Here is a 14,145-nt window from a genome sequence, read left to right as displayed (position 1 = left end):
GCTCGGTTGTTCAAATGTGAATTTCAGGCGGGGGGAGGGCGCAGTAGAGTCCGGGCCAATCGAAGGGTTTCTCCCTCGACGCTCAGACAAAAACAACAGGAGCCTTCCATGAAGTTTTATTTCGTCCGTCGTGGCCTGGCCGGTGTGCTTGCCGGTTGCGCACTCTCGGCGCACTCTCGGCACACGCAGCCGATCCTATCTTGATCAAGTTCTCCCATATCACCGCCGACAGCACGCCGAAGGGCCAGGGTGCGCTGCTGTTCAAGAAGCTGGTAGAGGAGCGCCTGGCCGGCAAGGTCAAGGTCGATGTCTATGCCAACTCTTCGCTGTATGGCGATGGCAAGGAAATGGAAGCCCTGCTGCTGAGCTTCCTGATGATCATCACCTACATCCCGGCCGTGTCCATGGCCCTGCCGAACTGGCTGGGGATGAGCTGAGCAATTGTGTCTACCTCTGCGCCCGGCCTTGTGCCGGTTTTTTTATCTGCGCGCCTCGACGTATCCATGACGCTGTCGAATTGGCTCGCCATATGCCAGGCAGGGCTTCAAGACGATGGTCTTAGAGCGGTAAGACCATGGTCGAATGGCCTCACGAAGGGTCGGGGGATACAAAAGGCACCATACAAAAACAACTCCCCGTCGAGGTGATTCCATGAGTGCTGCGTCTCTTTACCCTGTGCGTCCCGAAGTGGCCGCGCGGACCCTCACTGACGAGGCCACGTACAAGGCCATGTACCAACAGTCCGTGGTCAACCCCGAGGGTTTCTGGCGCGAGCAGGGCAAGCGGATCGACTGGATCAAGCCCTACACCAAGGTCAAGCAAACCACCTTCGATGACCACCACGTCGATATCAAGTGGTACGCCGATGGCACCCTGAACGTCTCCTACAACTGCCTCGACCGTCATCTGGAAGAGCGTGGTGACCAGGTCGCGATCATCTGGGAAGGCGACGATCCTTCCGAGCACCGCGAGATCACCTATCGCCAACTGCACGAAGAGGTGAGCAAGTTCGCCAACGCCCTGCGTGGGCAGGACGTGCACCGTGGTGACGTCGTCACCATCTACATGCCGATGATTCCCGAAGCCGTGGTGGCGATGCTCGCCTGCGCGCGCATCGGCGCCATCCATTCCGTGGTTTTTGGCGGCTTCTCCCCGGAAGCGCTGGCTGGCCGCATCATCGACTGCAAGTCCAAGGTGGTGATCACCGCCGACGAGGGCTTGCGTGGTGGCCGCAAGGTGCCGCTGAAAGCCAACGTCGACGATGCGCTGACCAACCCGGAAACCGCCAGCGTGCAGAAGATCATCGTGGTCAAACGCACCGGCTCCGACATCAAGTGGAACCAGCATCGCGACATCTGGTACGAAGACCTGATGAAGGTCGCTGGCAGCGTCTGCGCGCCGAAGGAAATGGGTGCTGAAGAAGCCCTGTTCATCCTCTACACCTCCGGTTCCACCGGCAAGCCCAAGGGCGTGCTGCACACCACCGGCGGTTATCTGACCTACGCTTCGCTGACCCATGAGCGCGTGTTCGATTACCGTCCGGGCGAGGTCTTCTGGTGCACCGCCGACATCGGCTGGGTCACCGGCCACACCTACCTCGTCTACGGGCCGCTGTCCAACGGCGCCACTACCCTGATGTTCGAGGGCGTGCCGAACTATCCGGACGTGCGTCGCGTGGCGCAGATCGTCGACAAGCACAAGGTCAACATCCTCTACACCGCGCCGACCGCGATCCGCGCCATGATGGCTGAGGGCAAGGCCGCAGTCGAAGGTGCCGATGGTTCCAGCCTGCGTCTGTTGGGGTCTGTGGGTGAGCCGATCAACCCGGAAGCCTGGCAGTGGTACTACGAGAACGTTGGCCAGAGCCGCTGCCCGATCGTCGATACCTGGTGGCAGACCGAAACCGGTGCCTGCCTGATGACCCCGCTACCAGGTGCTCACGGCCTGAAGCCGGGTTCTGCCGCACGGCCGTTCTTCGGCGTGCAGCCGGCGCTGGTGGACAACCTGGGTAACATCATCGAAGGCCCTGCCGAGGGCAACCTGGTGATTATCGATTCCTGGCCGGGTCAGGCACGTACCCTGTACGGCGACCACGACCGCTTCGTCGACACCTACTTCAAGACTTTCCGCGGCATGTACTTCACCGGTGACGGTGCGCGCCGCGACGAAGATGGCTACTGGTGGATCACCGGTCGCGTCGATGATGTGCTCAACGTCTCCGGCCACCGCATGGGCACAGCCGAAGTAGAAAGCGCCATGGTCGCCCACCCGAAAGTGGCCGAGGCCGCGGTGGTTGGCGTACCGCACGACATCAAGGGTCAGGGCATCTACGTCTACGTCACCCTGAACGCTGGCGAGGAGTCTTCCGAGCAGTTGCGTCAGGAGCTGAAGAACTGGGTGCGTAAGGAGATTGGTCCGATTGCCACGCCGGACGTCATTCAGTGGGCGCCTGGCCTGCCGAAGACTCGCTCGGGCAAGATCATGCGCCGCATCCTGCGCAAGATCGCTACCGCCGAATACGACTCCCTCGGCGACATCTCCACGCTGGCCGATCCTGGCGTGGTGCAGCACCTCATCGACACGCATCGGCAGATGCAAGCCGCCTGCGCCTGATCGGTAACGGCAACCGAAAGCCCCGCCCGGCCACAAGCCCGGCGGGGCTTTCGTTTTGGGTTATGCCCTCCTTCGCCGTCGGCTTCTGCCGGAGCCGGCGGCGCCTCGCAAGGGCGCAGCGGCGCCGAACAACTGGTCGGCGCCGCGCAGAACATCTCCAGCGCCTCCAGCCAGCTGTCGGTGTCCACTCAGGAGCAGTCCCACGCAGCCGCCAGCGTGGTCGGTGTGGTGGATCAGATCTCCCTGGCGCTGCGTGAGCAGACGGTCGCCAGTCAGGACGTGGCGCGCAATGTCGAGCGCATCGCACAGATGTCGATGGAGAACAGTGAGGCGGTGGCCGATACATCGCGTACCGCACAAGGCTTGCAGCAACTGGCGTTGTTGCTGGAAAAACAGGTGGCTTCCTTTCGTTTTTGACTAGGATGACAATGACGGAGTCTCCACGTCTTGTTCTATAAGGAAGCGCCTATGGGTATTGTCAGTCAGAGCATCTTTCCTCAGCCATTTCGGGCTGTGGGCTGCGCCGAGTGTCGCAACCCCGAGGCACTGGGGTTCGACTTCACCATGGCCTTTCAGCTGATTCTGGATGTCGAGGAGCAGCGACCCTTCGCCTACGAGGCGCTGGTGCGTGGTGTCAACGGCGAGTCGGCGGGGGAGATTCTCGGACGGGTCAACGATGGCAACCGCTACCGTTTCGATCAGGCCTGCCGGGTCAAGGCCATCGAGCAGGCTGCGAAGCTCGGGCTGCTCGACATTCCGGATTGTCTGCTCAGCATCAACTTCCTGCCCAATGCGGTGTATCGCGCCGAGACCTGCATTCGCGCCACGCTGGAGGCGGCGCAGCGCTTTGACTTCCCGCGCGAGCGGCTGATGTTCGAGGTGACCGAAGGCGAGCAGATCCATGATGCGGAGCACCTCAAGCGGATCTTCGCCGAGTATGGCAAGCAGGGCTTCACCACCGCCATCGACGATTTTGGCGCGGGCTACTCCGGGCTCAATCTGCTGGCCGAATTCCAACCGCACCTGCTCAAGCTGGACATGGCCCTGACCCGCGGCATCGATCAGGACCCGGTGCGCCAGGCCATCGTCGCCGGTATCGTGCTGGTCGCGCAGCGCCTGGGCATTCGCATCATCGCCGAGGGTATCGAAAGTGTTGGTGAGCGTGATGCGCTGATCGAGCTTGGTATCCGCTACATGCAGGGCTTTTTCTTCGCCAGGCCCGCGTTGGACAAGCTTTGTCTGCCCTAAGCGCAAACGCACCGCTGGTGGGGACAGTTAAGTGCTGACGTAGCGAATGTGAGCGGCACCCTGCCGCGAATCAGGGCGGCGTGCTATGGCCAAAAACGGATAACCCGCAGGTCACATCACCCCGTAGGAGCCGCGCCTCGCGGCGAATAGAAAGATCACCGCAAAGCCAAAGGCTTCGCCCCGGGGCGGGGCTCCTACTCAGGCTGCGTCAAGGGCTCTTCTCAGAGCGCGCCGAACACCTTCTTCGCCAGGCTGGTAGCGGCACCGGCCGGGTTCTGGCGGATGCTGGCTTCCTGCTTGGCAATCATCTCGAACAGGCCATCGAGTGCTTGTTCGGTGACGTAGCTTTCCACCGTGCTGCTCTTGGCGTCGACCACGCCAAAGCTGGCGGCCTGGCCGGCGAAGGCGTTGTACTGCTGGGCCAGGCCGACCTGGTCGGTGGCCTGCTTGACGATGGGCAGGAACTTGGCGCGGATCTGCTCGCGGCTGCTCTTGTTCAGGTACTGGGTGGCCGAGTCCTGCGGGCCGCTGAGAATCGACTTGGCGTCGGCTACGGTCATCTTCTTCACCGCGTCGACCAACAGAGCCTGAGCCTGCGGCACGGCGGCTTCGGCAGCCTTGTTCATGCTCGCTTCGAGCTGATCGACCTGGGCACCCATGCCCATCATCTTCATGGTCTTGGCGGCTTTGCCGAGTTTGCCGGGCAGTTCGATGCGCACGTCCGGGTTGTTGCTGAAGCCGCCGGGCGTGCCCAACTGCTTGACGGCCACCTGAGCGCCCTGGATCAGCGCGTCTTTCAGGCCGCCGCTGGCGTCCTGCTGGCTCAGATCGGAGAGGGACAGCGCGAAGACGTTGGCCGAGAGCAGCAGGCCAGCGGCAAGAGTAGTGAGGCGCAGCATGATGGTGATCCTTGCATCGGGGGAAATGCTGTGAGCTTAACGGACTCTGCGTTACTGGCAAGTCGGCCGATAGCCGTGGATGGGCAGCGCGTTTCGCTATGGCTATGATCAGGGCCATGAATTCGCCGCTGCTGTTCCGAAATCCTTGCCCGCCAGGCGCTTGCGACTGCCAGCGTGATGAGCTGCTGGACAGGCCGGGTGCCGATACCCGCGTGCTGCTGTTGACCCGGCAGGAGGAGCAGCGCCTGCTCGAACGCCTGGAAAACCTGCAGAGCTTGGAAGACCTTGAGCGCATGCAACAGCGCATGTTCGACAACCTGGGTATTCGCCTGCACATCGAGCCGGCCCATGGCGAGGTGCGCAGCATGCGCGGTATTCACATGCGTTTCGAGGCGCACCCGGGGTTGTGCCGCAAGACCCGGCAGAACATTCCGGCGGCAATTCGACGAGCCATGGAGAAAAAGCCGGAAATCGCCTGGCGCCTGCTGGATTCTTTCGACCTGTTCGGTGGCTTGTAGGTGGTGCTACCAGGGCAGTGGTTGGCCGTCGTAGGCGTGGAAGCTGCCACTGTGTTCCGGCCCCAGGCTATCGATCACACGCAGCATTTCCGCTGCTGCCTGTTCGGCCGGTCGTGCCGCTGTGGCGCCGCGAAAGGGCTGTGACAGGGGCGAAATCACTGTGCCGGGATGCAGGCTGAGCAGTCGTGCCTTGGGCTTGCTGCGTGCCAGCTCGATGGCTGCGGTCTTGATCAGCATGTTCAGCGCCGCCTTGGATGCACGGTAGGCGTACCAACCACCGAGGCGGTTGTCGCCGATGCTGCCGACCTTGGCCGAGAGCATGGCCATGGCACCCTGATTGTCCAGCAGAGGCAGGAAGTGGCGCAGCACCAGCGCCGGTCCCAGTGCGTTGACCTGAAATACCGCCTGCAGCGCATCGGCCTCGATGGCAGCCAGGCTTTTCTCTGGTGCGATACCGTCGCGGTGCAGCAGACCGGCCGTGTGCAGGATCAACTGATACGGTGCTTCGCCGGCCAGTGCGACTGCAGCTTCGGCGATGCTGGTGGGAGTTTCGAGATCGAGCGCAGGTGAGCTGCTGCGGCTCAGCTCACGCACGCTGGCGCAGTTTGGGTCGGCGCGCAGTAACCGGCAGAAGGCCTGGCCAATGCTGCCGCTGGCGCCAATCACCAGCGCCTTGTAGCCGTTGCCCAGGCTGTGCAGGGTCATGGTGTGGCAGCGCCCCGACGGAAGAACAGCGTGACCTGGCCCAGCTCGATGCCGAACTTGCTCATGGCTGAGCGGTTGATCAGGGTGTCGTCATCCATCAGGTACATCCAGTCGTCGAAGTAAACGACATAGGTTGTATCGTCCACCGGCAGGTTGAGGTGATAACGCCAGCGCAGGGCGTTGCCGGCCACTTCACCGATGGCTTCGCCGATCACATCGTCAGCGGTGCCGATCCAGCGTCCTTTGCCGTCCGGGGTCAGGGTCCAGACCCGGCGCTGACGGGTGCCGTCGCTGTACAGAAAGCGCTCGTCGAGGATCAGCTTGTCGCCCTCGCGGCGGCTCTGGATATCGACGTGGAAGCGCTTGATCACCTCACCGGAGCGATCCTGGAACATGCCCCAGGCCTGCACCGGCCCGGAGAAGTAGGTGGGCAGATCCAGCACGGGTTTCTCGTTGGCGTAACGCTCGACCGGGACCTGGCCGCAGCTGATCAGCAGCAGGCTGCTCAGCACGATCAATAGGGCTTTCATGTAGTACCTCATGGGTTAAGGCCAAGCAGGGCGGCACGCAGTTTCGGGCTGCGGGTCTGCGGGTCGAGCCAGATGGAGAAGAAGGCGCGGGCGAACTCCGGGTCGTCGATCACGTGCTGCAACTCACCGTCGACGTAGAAGCGGCAGCCCTCGCCGGGCAGGAATACGCCGGTTATGCGCCTACCATCCTTCACGTCGACGAAAGCCTGGCTCATCTGCTGCGTCCACTCGGCCTGCTGTTCGCTGTCGAGGGGCTCGCCGTTGATCCGGCGAATTTCGTCGAGGCTGGTATCGACCAGGGTTTCCCGGCTGATGGTGCGCCGGTAGGTTAGCTCCAGAGCGAAGGGCTGGGAGAAATCCACGCGCTGCACTGGGCTCCACAGCTTGGCGTTGTAGACCGAGAAACCGAACCAGCTGAAGTCGCCGCTGCCCACCAGACTGGCCTGCGGTAGTTGTTCACGCCAGCCGTCCTGGGTGGTGGCCTGCACTGGCTGGCCGAGCAGCAGAAACAGCAATACGGCAGGGGGCAGAGGTCGAATCAGGGTGGCCATGGTCGTTGCCTCTGAGGCGGCTGACGGGGGCCGCGTCCAGCCGTTGATTCGGAGCCCGGCGGCGACGGGCATTGAGTAAAAAAATCCGGCAACCAAAAAAGGGGAGAGAGTGTTGCCGGATTGCGCAGCTTGTTTGGGCTGTCGTCGGTCGTGGCAAGCAGGCCTGGAGCAAGGTGTGCAAGCGTTGTACGAGCCCTGTTTGAATCCAATATATGTACAAAAAATAAAGTTGTACAGTTTTTGTATAGATATGGGGCGCGAAGGTCGGCCTTACCGTTCATATGAGCGGCGCGTCTGGCGCGGCGGTAGGTGGGGCAATAGCAGCGCACGGGGGCGCTGTAGGCGGTGGGAGGGGTATCACCATGGCGGAGGCCGATGGACTTGATGGCCGAACGCTTGGCCAGTGAGGCGCACTGGCAGCATTAAAAGCATCTGGGAAACTTGCATTCGGCCAGGCAGCTTCAAGAATGAAGTGATCGGATCAGGACTTCATCATGCCATCACTCTCCAGCTTCGGCAGGCGCGTTCGCAAACTCTGGCATGGTGCAGACCTGGCTCTGGTCGGCCAGCGCCGTGAGCGTCGGATGCGCATGCTGTCGAGCGTGGTGATGATCGTGATGGGCCTGCTCTGGGGGGCTGTTCTTTTCCTCTCGCGGCTACTGGGCCATCGTCATCATGGATGTGGCTATCGTCTGCAGTGGTGTGGCGGTTTTCGCGCTGACCCTGCGCGACAGGGCACGCAGTGCCAACCTGATCCTGTTCAGCGCGCTGATCCTTATCGTCGTCGCCTCGACCCTGCTGCTCGATCCGCCGACCCTCATGGCGCCGCGTGCGACTCATCTCTATCTGCTGCCGGTGGCCGTCGGTGCGTTGATGGCCTTCCGCGATGAGACCTCGTGGCTGCGTTACGGCATGTGCCTGCTCTGTCTGCTGCTGTTCGTTGCACTGGCCGCGTCCAACTGGCGGCCCACCGATCTCTATGCGTTGCCGGACGACGTGCGTATCGTCGGCTCCTGGGTGCAGGGCGTTTCCGCCATGGCGCTGTTTTTCCTGCTCCTGCACATCCTGCAAAGCGATACCGCCGAGCGCTCGGAGCTGGATCGTGACCTGCGCGCGGCCGTGCGTGAGCGGCAGTTCGTGCTGTATTACCAACCGCAGCTCAATGACGCCAACCGGGTGATCGGTGCCGAATTGCTGATTCGCTGGCAGCACCCACAGCGTGGTTTGCTGGCGCCGGGTGAGTTCATCGATCACGCCGAGAACACCGGGTTGATCATCCCCATTGGCCAGTGGGTGCTGGAGCAAACGGCCGCGCGCTTGCGGCAATGGAAGGATGACCCGCTCTTCGGCGACCTGGGCCTGGCGGTGAACATCAGCCAGAAGCAGTTCTCGCAAAGCAGTTTCGTCGCCGAAATTCTCGGTCTGATCGAGCACCACAGTATCGATGCCCGGCGCCTGGAACTGGAGTTGACCGAAACGCTGATCGTGCATGACATGGAAGACCTCACGCGCAAGATGACGGCGCTGGTCGAACATGGCGTGCGCTTCTCGCTGGATGACTTCGGTACCGGCTTTTCTTCCCTCAGCCACCTCAAGCGTCTGCCGCTGAGCAAACTGAAAATAGACCGTTCGTTCATCTGCGACGTGCTCACCGATGCCAACAGCGAAACCATCGTGCGCACGGTGATCGCTCTGGGGCAGAGCATGGGCATGACGGTGATCGCCGAGGGCGTGGAAACTGAGGCGCAGCATAGGTTTCTGGCGGACAACGGTTGCACTCAGTTCCAGGGATATCTGCTTGGCCGGCCGATGCCGTTGGTGGATTTCTCTACCTTCGTCCAGCGCCACAACGGCTGACGCCACCTTCCGTCCATCTACCATCTCCTGCCTGGAGTGAACTCCAGGCAAGCGGCCAATGTCTGTCTGCTGTCGGCCCATACCGGCAGAAATAGATGGCTATTGGCCGCTAGCGTGGCGTCTACGTCGCGGATTCTGCCTGGATCATGCTCGAGCGTTTTGTTCAGCGCGTGGCCGGCAACGTCCATCCCGTTCGCCGGGTTCGTCTGACTGCCACGTGAAGATCGCCCCATGTTTTTATCTCGTCATACTCCATTTCAACCTCGCATTCTCGGTGCCTGTCTGCTGCTCGGTGGCCTGCTCGGCGGCGCACAACCGTCTCTGGCCGAAGAGACGTCTGGCAACCAGCGCTGGGTCAGCGACAGCCTCAATACCTACGTGCGCAGTGGCCCTACCGATGGCTACCGCATCGTCGGCACCCTGGTTTCCGGTGAGAAAGTGGAGCTGTTGCGCACCCAGGGCGACTACAGCCAGGTGCGTAGCGCCAGCGGCAGCAGCGTCTGGATTCCCAGCCGCGACCTGCAGTCGGTGCCAGGCCAGGCCGAGCGTCTGCCGCAACTGGAACAGAAAGTCGCTGACCTCAGCGCTGAGCTCAAAGGCATCGACGACGCCTGGAAGGCGCGTGTGCAAGGCATGCAGGAAACCCTGGACTCGCGCAAGAAGCTCATCGACGAGCTGCAGGCCGCCCGTGGCGCGCTGGACGCCGAGCTGACCACTACCCGTTCGCAGCTACGCGATGCCCAGGCGCAACTGGGTGAAGAACAGCAGCAGGTGCTGATGCGCTACATGGCCTATGGCGGCAGCATCGCTGGTGCCGGGCTGCTGCTCGGGCTGATTCTGCCGACCATGCTGCGGGTCAAGCGCAAGCGTAATGATCAGTGGGTGTGATTGATCAGGCGCGAGCGGTGAGATGACGGGCGATGCCCTTCTTCAGCGGTAGCAGGCCCTGTGCCACGCGCAGGCCAGCGCCGCGCAGCAGGCGCGCGGGCAGCTGATCGTTGGTGTACAGCTCCACCAGCAGGTTGGTGGCCTGGTACAGCGGCCAGGTGGCCAGGCGTAGCTGGCGCTCGTAGCGCGCCAATGGCGCAGGCGCACCGATGTCCCGGCGTTTGCCATGGGTGGCCAGCAGTGCGTCGCTGAGCAGTTGCACACCGATCAGGCCGAAGTTGAATCCGTGTGCGGTGACCGGATGCATGCCCACGGCGGCATCGCCGAGCAGGGCGCAGCGGTGGCCGACCATGCGTCGCGCGTAGGCGCCCACCAGCGGATAGGCGTGGCGGCTGCTGACCAGTTGCATGGCACCCAGACGGCGCTCGAAGCGCCGCTCCATCTCGCGGGCGAAGCTGGCTTCGTCGAGTTTCTGCAGGCGTTCTATTTCGCGCGGCGGCAGGGTCAGCACGGTGGACGACTGCCGGCCGTTCAGAGGCAACAGGGCCAGGGTCTGGCCATAGCCGAACCATTCCCAGGCTATTTGCTGGTGCTCCCGTTCGTGCTGCATGCGGCACACCAGCATGCTCTTGCCGAAGTCCTTGAGCTGCGCGCCGATACCGAGCTGGCGGCGCGTCTCCGAGAAGCGGCTGTCGGCGGCGACCAGCAGGCGTGGTTGCAGCACCTGGCCATCGTGTAGCACCAGTTTCACTTCGCCTGCACGCTGTTCGATGGTGCGTACGCTGGCGTCGCACAGCAATTGCACGTCGGCGCAGTCGCTGACCGCCTGATAGGCTGTGCGACGAATGGCCTGGTTGGCCACCAGATGGCCGAGGTGCTCGGCGCCGGCTTGCTCGGCGCGGATCTTCAACGCGAACAGCGAGGGGCCGTTGAACACCTGGGCATCGCGCAGCACGGCAACCTCTTTGCTGGGCAGGCGCGCCCACAGGCCGAGGCGTTCGAGCAGCGTCTGCGAGCCATGGGTGAGGGCGATCTCGCGGCCATCGAAGGCCGGTTCGGCCAGTGCCTGCTCGGCCTGGCGCTCCAGCACCACGATGGACAGGCCATGTCCGGACAGGGTGCGTGCCAGACACAGGCCAGCCGGGCCGGCGCCGACGATGACGATATCGGGTGACATGCTGCAGCTCTCCGTGCGGATGACCAGTAGGGCGGGTGAAACCCGCCATGCGCCGGTGCGAGTCTAGGTCGCCGCAACGCCGCCGATATTGTCCGGGATCATGCCGAGGGCTGAATCTGTTGTGTGGGGCGCAGGCGATGAGTTGGCATTAAATATTGTTGTTATTACAACTTTATCTGGCTTGATAGGCGTAATTATCGGGTTTGCTGTGGTGTGCGTTGTCTGAACTACAAAAATAATTCGGATTTGGAGTCGATGCTATGCATCCTCAATTTTCTGCAGTTGCCGATCAGCGAACGGCCTTCGCTCAGGAGACGTTCTCGTGAAACTGGCTCTGGTCGGCGATATCGGTGGTACCAACGCACGCTTTGCCCTGTGGCGTGACGAGCAACTGGAGGCGGTGCAGGTTCTGCCGACCGCCGATTTCGCAGGGCCGGAACAGGCCATCGTCGCCTATCTGCAAGCCCAGGGGCTGCCGCTGGGGTCCATCGGCTCGGTGTGCCTGGCCTGCGCCGGGCCGGTCAGCGGCAAGCTGTTCCGCTTCACCAACAATCACTGGCGTACCGATCTTACGGCGTTCTGCGAGGCATTGCAGATCGACCGCTTACAGATGATCAACGACTTCTCCGCCATGGCCCTGGGCATGACCCGCATCGCCGAGCATGAGCGTGTGCAGGTGTGCCCGGGCGAGCCGCAGGCAGACCATCCGGCCTTGGCGATCGGCGCCGGCACTGGCCTCGGTGTCAGTACGCTGCTCGCGCAAGCAGATGGTCGCTGGCTGGTATTGCCGGGGGAGGGTGGTCACGTTGATCTACCCATCGGCAGCCCGCGCGAGGTCGAGCTCTGGCAGATTCTTTATCGGCAACTGGGCCATGTGCGCGCCGAAGACGTGCTCAGTGGCAACGGCCTGCTGGTGCTGTATCGAGCCATCTGTGAGCTGGACGGTCAGCCTTTGCTGCACGCGACGCCAGCGGCCATCACTACCGCAGGTCTGGCCGGCGAGCCCGTCGCCGCTGCGGTGCTGGAACAGTTCAGTTGCTGGCTCGGCCGCGCTGCTGGCAACAATGTCCTGACGTTGGGCGCGCGCGGTGGGGTGTACATCGTCGGCGGCGTGGTGCCGCGTTTTGCCGAGCGTTTTCTTGCCAGCGGTTTTGCCAAGAGTTTCCGCGACAAGGGTTGCATGAGCCATTACCTTGACGGCATTCCGGTGTGGCTGGTGACGGCTGAGTACCCCGGCCTGACCGGCGCCGGCGTGGCCTTGCAACAGGCGTCGGAGCGTAGCCCGTAGCCGGATGCAATCCGGGGCGATTCCTGCTCCGGTTCCCGGATTTCATCCGGGCTACAACAATCCCGCCACCAGGCGCCCGAGCACTTCCATGGCCTGTTCGCTGCGCGGGTTCCACGGGTGGCCGTAGTTCAGCCGTGCGCAGTGGCGAAAGCCCTGGCTGGCGGAGAAGATCGGCCCCGGCGCCAGGCTTATGCCCTGGGCCAGGGCCAGGCGCAGCAGTTGTAGCGAATCCAGGCGTTCGGGGAATTCGAACCAGAGGAAGTAGCCACCCGAAGGTCGCGTGACCCGCGTGCTGGCGGGGAAGTGCCGGGCGGCAGAGGCGAGCATCGCGCTTTGCTGCATTTCCAGGGCGTGGCGCAGCTTGCGCAGGTGGCGGTCGTAGCCGCCGTGCTGCAGGTAGTCGGCCAATGCCGTCTGGGCCGGTACCGAGGGCGAGATGGTGGTCATCAGCTTGAGCCGGGCGATCTGCTCGGCATAGCGCCCACCGGCCACCCAGCCGATGCGATAGCCCGGCGCCAGGCTCTTGGAGAAGGAGCTGCAATGCATCACCAGCCCGTCGCGGTCGAAGCTCTTCACCGGCTTGGGCGGGTGGCTGCCGAAGTACAGCTCGGCGTACACGTCGTCTTCGATCAGCGGTACCTGGTGTTCGACCAGCAACTCATACAGCGCCTGCTTCTTCTCCTCGCTCATGCTCGCGCCCAGCGGGTTCTGCAGGCTGCTCATGAACCAGCAGGCCTTGATCGGCAGTTGCTTCAGGCTCTCCGACAGGGCGCCCAGGTCGATGCCCTCGCGCGGGTGCACGGGGATTTCCACGGCCTTGAGCTGCAGCCGCTCCAGCACCTGCAGGCAGGCGTAGAATGTCGGCGATTCGATAGCCACCAGGTCGCCCGGCTGGGTGACGCACTGCAGGCAGAGGTTGAGCGCCTCCAGGGCGCCGTTGCTGATCACCAGCTCCTCCATCGGCAGCATCACGCCGCTGACCATGTAGCGCAGGGCGATCTGCCGGCGCAGGTCGGCGTTGCCGGCGGTCATGTCGGCGATGATCTCGTGCGGCGAGAGCCTGCGCAGCGCGTGCGCCATGCTCTTGGCCAGACGCGGCAGGGGGAACAGATCCGGGCTGGGGAATGCCGAGCCGAAGGGTACGGTGTGTGGGTCCTTCAGCGAGGCGAGCACGGAGAACACCAGCTCGCTGACGTCGACCTCGGTGGTTTGCGCGGCGTGGGCGGTCAGCCCCGGTTCGTGCAAGGGGCGCTTGGCGTGTTCACGCACGAAGTAGCCGGAGCGGGCGCGCGCCTGGATCAGGCCGCGATCTTCCAGCAGGTAGTAGGCCTGGAACACGGTGGACGGGCTGACGCCGTAGGTGCGGCTGGCATGGCGCACTGAGGGCACCTTCTCGCCAGGGCCGAGCACGCCGGTGCGGATCAGCTCGGCGATCTCGTCGGCGAATTTCTCGTAGCGTTTCATCCTGTCCTGGTTCACCGAGGCAAAGGGTACGGGCGAACACTTTACGGGGTGAGCGGCAGACATGGCAGTGTCTCGTGAAGGTGGACGTATCTCGGTTGTGGCAACCGTAGCCCGGATGCAATTCGGGGAAGGTCCTCGAACCGCCCCGGATTGCATCCGTATATGGACTCCTCCCGTTTTGCCAGTGAAATAATCTGCCTCTGAACCTAGGTACGACTGCTTCCGTATATTCGACTTCTGATAAGGCGTTAGCCTTGAGCCATGATGAATTTCGCTCCTGTGCGCCTAACCGGGCTAGCGGCCTTGCAAAGCAGAGGGCCGATGGATGCAGCAGGTTACACACAGGTCGGTGCGACCGGTTCGTCATCAGTTCATGTCACTGTGCAATCGAGTGGATCTCTACTACG

The 14,145-nt window shown here is 62.9% G+C and carries 12 protein-coding genes and 2 pseudogenes; 8 read left to right on the top strand and 6 right to left on the bottom strand.

Annotation, left to right across the window (positions count from 1 at the left end; all coding sequences use genetic code 11):
* Positions 1 to 108 precede the first annotated feature (108 nt).
* From DBO86_RS09630 to DBO86_RS09615, 4 genes and pseudogenes are all read left to right on the top strand, one after another.
* Positions 109 to 383: pseudogene (locus DBO86_RS09630) on the top strand (C4-dicarboxylate ABC transporter); the annotation flags it as partial.
* 268 nt (positions 384 to 651) lie between these two features.
* Positions 652 to 2,613 carry an acetate--CoA ligase gene (acs, locus tag DBO86_RS09625; protein ID WP_074858492.1) on the top strand — a complete coding sequence of 654 codons (1,962 nt, stop codon included), beginning with the start codon at positions 652 to 654 and terminating at the stop codon, positions 2,611 to 2,613.
* A 210-nt stretch (positions 2,614 to 2,823) separates the two neighbouring features.
* A pseudogene (locus DBO86_RS09620) lies at positions 2,824 to 3,030 on the top strand (methyl-accepting chemotaxis protein); the annotation flags it as partial.
* 51 nt (positions 3,031 to 3,081) lie between these two features.
* Entirely contained in the window at positions 3,082 to 3,861 is a 780-nt protein-coding gene (locus DBO86_RS09615) for an EAL domain-containing protein (protein ID WP_084341110.1), read from the top strand.
* A gap of 221 nt (positions 3,862 to 4,082) precedes the next feature.
* On the opposite strand, the gene DBO86_RS09610 is transcribed toward DBO86_RS09615, so the two are convergent.
* Positions 4,083 to 4,760, bottom strand: a complete 678-nt coding sequence (locus DBO86_RS09610) for a DUF4197 domain-containing protein (RefSeq protein WP_075748804.1) — start codon at positions 4,758 to 4,760, stop codon at positions 4,083 to 4,085.
* A gap of 116 nt (positions 4,761 to 4,876) precedes the next feature.
* Between DBO86_RS09610 and DBO86_RS09605 the strand changes: the two genes are divergently transcribed.
* The gene (locus DBO86_RS09605) at positions 4,877 to 5,278 is read left to right on the top strand and encodes a hypothetical protein (RefSeq protein ID WP_075748802.1); all 402 of its coding nucleotides are present in this window, start codon (positions 4,877 to 4,879) and stop codon (positions 5,276 to 5,278) included.
* A gap of 6 nt (positions 5,279 to 5,284) precedes the next feature.
* Here DBO86_RS09605 and DBO86_RS09600 read toward each other — a convergent pair whose 3' ends face one another.
* The 3 genes from DBO86_RS09600 to DBO86_RS09590 are packed head-to-tail and all read right to left on the bottom strand — an operon-like array spanning position 5,285 to position 7,064.
* Positions 5,285 to 5,983 (bottom strand): SDR family NAD(P)-dependent oxidoreductase, encoded by a 699-nt coding sequence (locus tag DBO86_RS09600; RefSeq protein ID WP_108233562.1) that lies wholly within the window; start codon positions 5,981 to 5,983, stop codon positions 5,285 to 5,287.
* Positions 5,980 to 6,513, bottom strand: coding sequence for a DUF3833 domain-containing protein (locus DBO86_RS09595; protein ID WP_108233561.1), 534 nt, complete (start codon positions 6,511 to 6,513; stop codon positions 5,980 to 5,982). Before DBO86_RS09595 ends, DBO86_RS09600 begins: the two co-directional genes overlap by 4 nt.
* An 8-nt stretch (positions 6,514 to 6,521) precedes the next feature.
* Positions 6,522 to 7,064 carry a chalcone isomerase family protein gene (locus DBO86_RS09590; RefSeq protein ID WP_108233560.1) on the bottom strand — a complete coding sequence of 181 codons (543 nt, stop codon included), beginning with the start codon at positions 7,062 to 7,064 and terminating at the stop codon, positions 6,522 to 6,524.
* Positions 7,065 to 7,739: 675 nt separating this feature from the next.
* Between DBO86_RS09590 and DBO86_RS09585 the strand changes: the two genes are divergently transcribed.
* Positions 7,740 to 8,921 carry a putative bifunctional diguanylate cyclase/phosphodiesterase gene (locus DBO86_RS09585; RefSeq protein WP_244185531.1) on the top strand — a complete coding sequence of 394 codons (1,182 nt, stop codon included), beginning with the start codon at positions 7,740 to 7,742 and terminating at the stop codon, positions 8,919 to 8,921.
* 231 nt (positions 8,922 to 9,152) lie between these two features.
* Entirely contained in the window at positions 9,153 to 9,809 is a 657-nt protein-coding gene (locus DBO86_RS09580; RefSeq protein WP_108233559.1) for a TIGR04211 family SH3 domain-containing protein, read from the top strand.
* A 4-nt stretch (positions 9,810 to 9,813) separates the two neighbouring features.
* Here the strand turns inward: DBO86_RS09580 and ubiM are convergent, their stop codons facing one another.
* Positions 9,814 to 10,986 carry a 5-demethoxyubiquinol-8 5-hydroxylase UbiM gene (gene ubiM / locus DBO86_RS09575; protein ID WP_108233558.1) on the bottom strand — a complete coding sequence of 391 codons (1,173 nt, stop codon included), beginning with the start codon at positions 10,984 to 10,986 and terminating at the stop codon, positions 9,814 to 9,816.
* Positions 10,987 to 11,308: 322 nt separating this feature from the next.
* Between ubiM and DBO86_RS09570 the strand changes: the two genes are divergently transcribed.
* Positions 11,309 to 12,274, top strand: coding sequence for a glucokinase (locus tag DBO86_RS09570; RefSeq protein ID WP_108233557.1), 966 nt, complete (start codon positions 11,309 to 11,311; stop codon positions 12,272 to 12,274).
* Between the two features lie 51 nt (positions 12,275 to 12,325).
* On the opposite strand, the gene mapR is transcribed toward DBO86_RS09570, so the two are convergent.
* On the bottom strand, positions 12,326 to 13,738 hold the full coding sequence (mapR, locus tag DBO86_RS09565) for a GntR family transcriptional regulator MpaR (protein WP_108233556.1): 1,413 nt from the start codon (positions 13,736 to 13,738) through the stop codon (positions 12,326 to 12,328).
* Between the last annotated feature and the right edge of the window lie 407 nt (positions 13,739 to 14,145).

Origin of the sequence: Ectopseudomonas oleovorans (assembly GCF_003052605.1) — a bacterium.
In the GTDB taxonomy this organism is placed as follows: domain Bacteria; phylum Pseudomonadota; class Gammaproteobacteria; order Pseudomonadales; family Pseudomonadaceae; genus Aquipseudomonas; species Aquipseudomonas oleovorans_A.
This window is presented reverse-complemented; position numbering and strand designations above follow the sequence as displayed.

Bases quoted from the DNA above. Each gene is read 5' to 3' on its own strand.
- acs (WP_074858492.1), top strand. From the start codon at position 652: ATGAGTGCTGCGTCTCTTTACCCTGTGCGTCCCGAAGTGGCCGCGCGG.
- DBO86_RS09615 (WP_084341110.1), top strand. From the start codon at position 3,082: ATGGGTATTGTCAGTCAGAGCATCTTTCCTCAGCCATTTCGGGCTGTG.
- DBO86_RS09610 (WP_075748804.1), bottom strand. From the start codon at position 4,760: ATGCTGCGCCTCACTACTCTTGCCGCTGGCCTGCTGCTCTCGGCCAAC.
- DBO86_RS09605 (WP_075748802.1), top strand. From the start codon at position 4,877: ATGAATTCGCCGCTGCTGTTCCGAAATCCTTGCCCGCCAGGCGCTTGC.
- DBO86_RS09600 (WP_108233562.1), bottom strand. From the start codon at position 5,983: ATGACCCTGCACAGCCTGGGCAACGGCTACAAGGCGCTGGTGATTGGC.
- DBO86_RS09595 (WP_108233561.1), bottom strand. From the start codon at position 6,513: ATGAAAGCCCTATTGATCGTGCTGAGCAGCCTGCTGCTGATCAGCTGC.
- DBO86_RS09590 (WP_108233560.1), bottom strand. From the start codon at position 7,064: ATGGCCACCCTGATTCGACCTCTGCCCCCTGCCGTATTGCTGTTTCTG.
- DBO86_RS09585 (WP_244185531.1), top strand. From the start codon at position 7,740: ATGGATGTGGCTATCGTCTGCAGTGGTGTGGCGGTTTTCGCGCTGACC.
- DBO86_RS09580 (WP_108233559.1), top strand. From the start codon at position 9,153: ATGTTTTTATCTCGTCATACTCCATTTCAACCTCGCATTCTCGGTGCC.
- ubiM (WP_108233558.1), bottom strand. From the start codon at position 10,986: ATGTCACCCGATATCGTCATCGTCGGCGCCGGCCCGGCTGGCCTGTGT.
- mapR (WP_108233556.1), bottom strand. From the start codon at position 13,738: ATGAAACGCTACGAGAAATTCGCCGACGAGATCGCCGAGCTGATCCGC.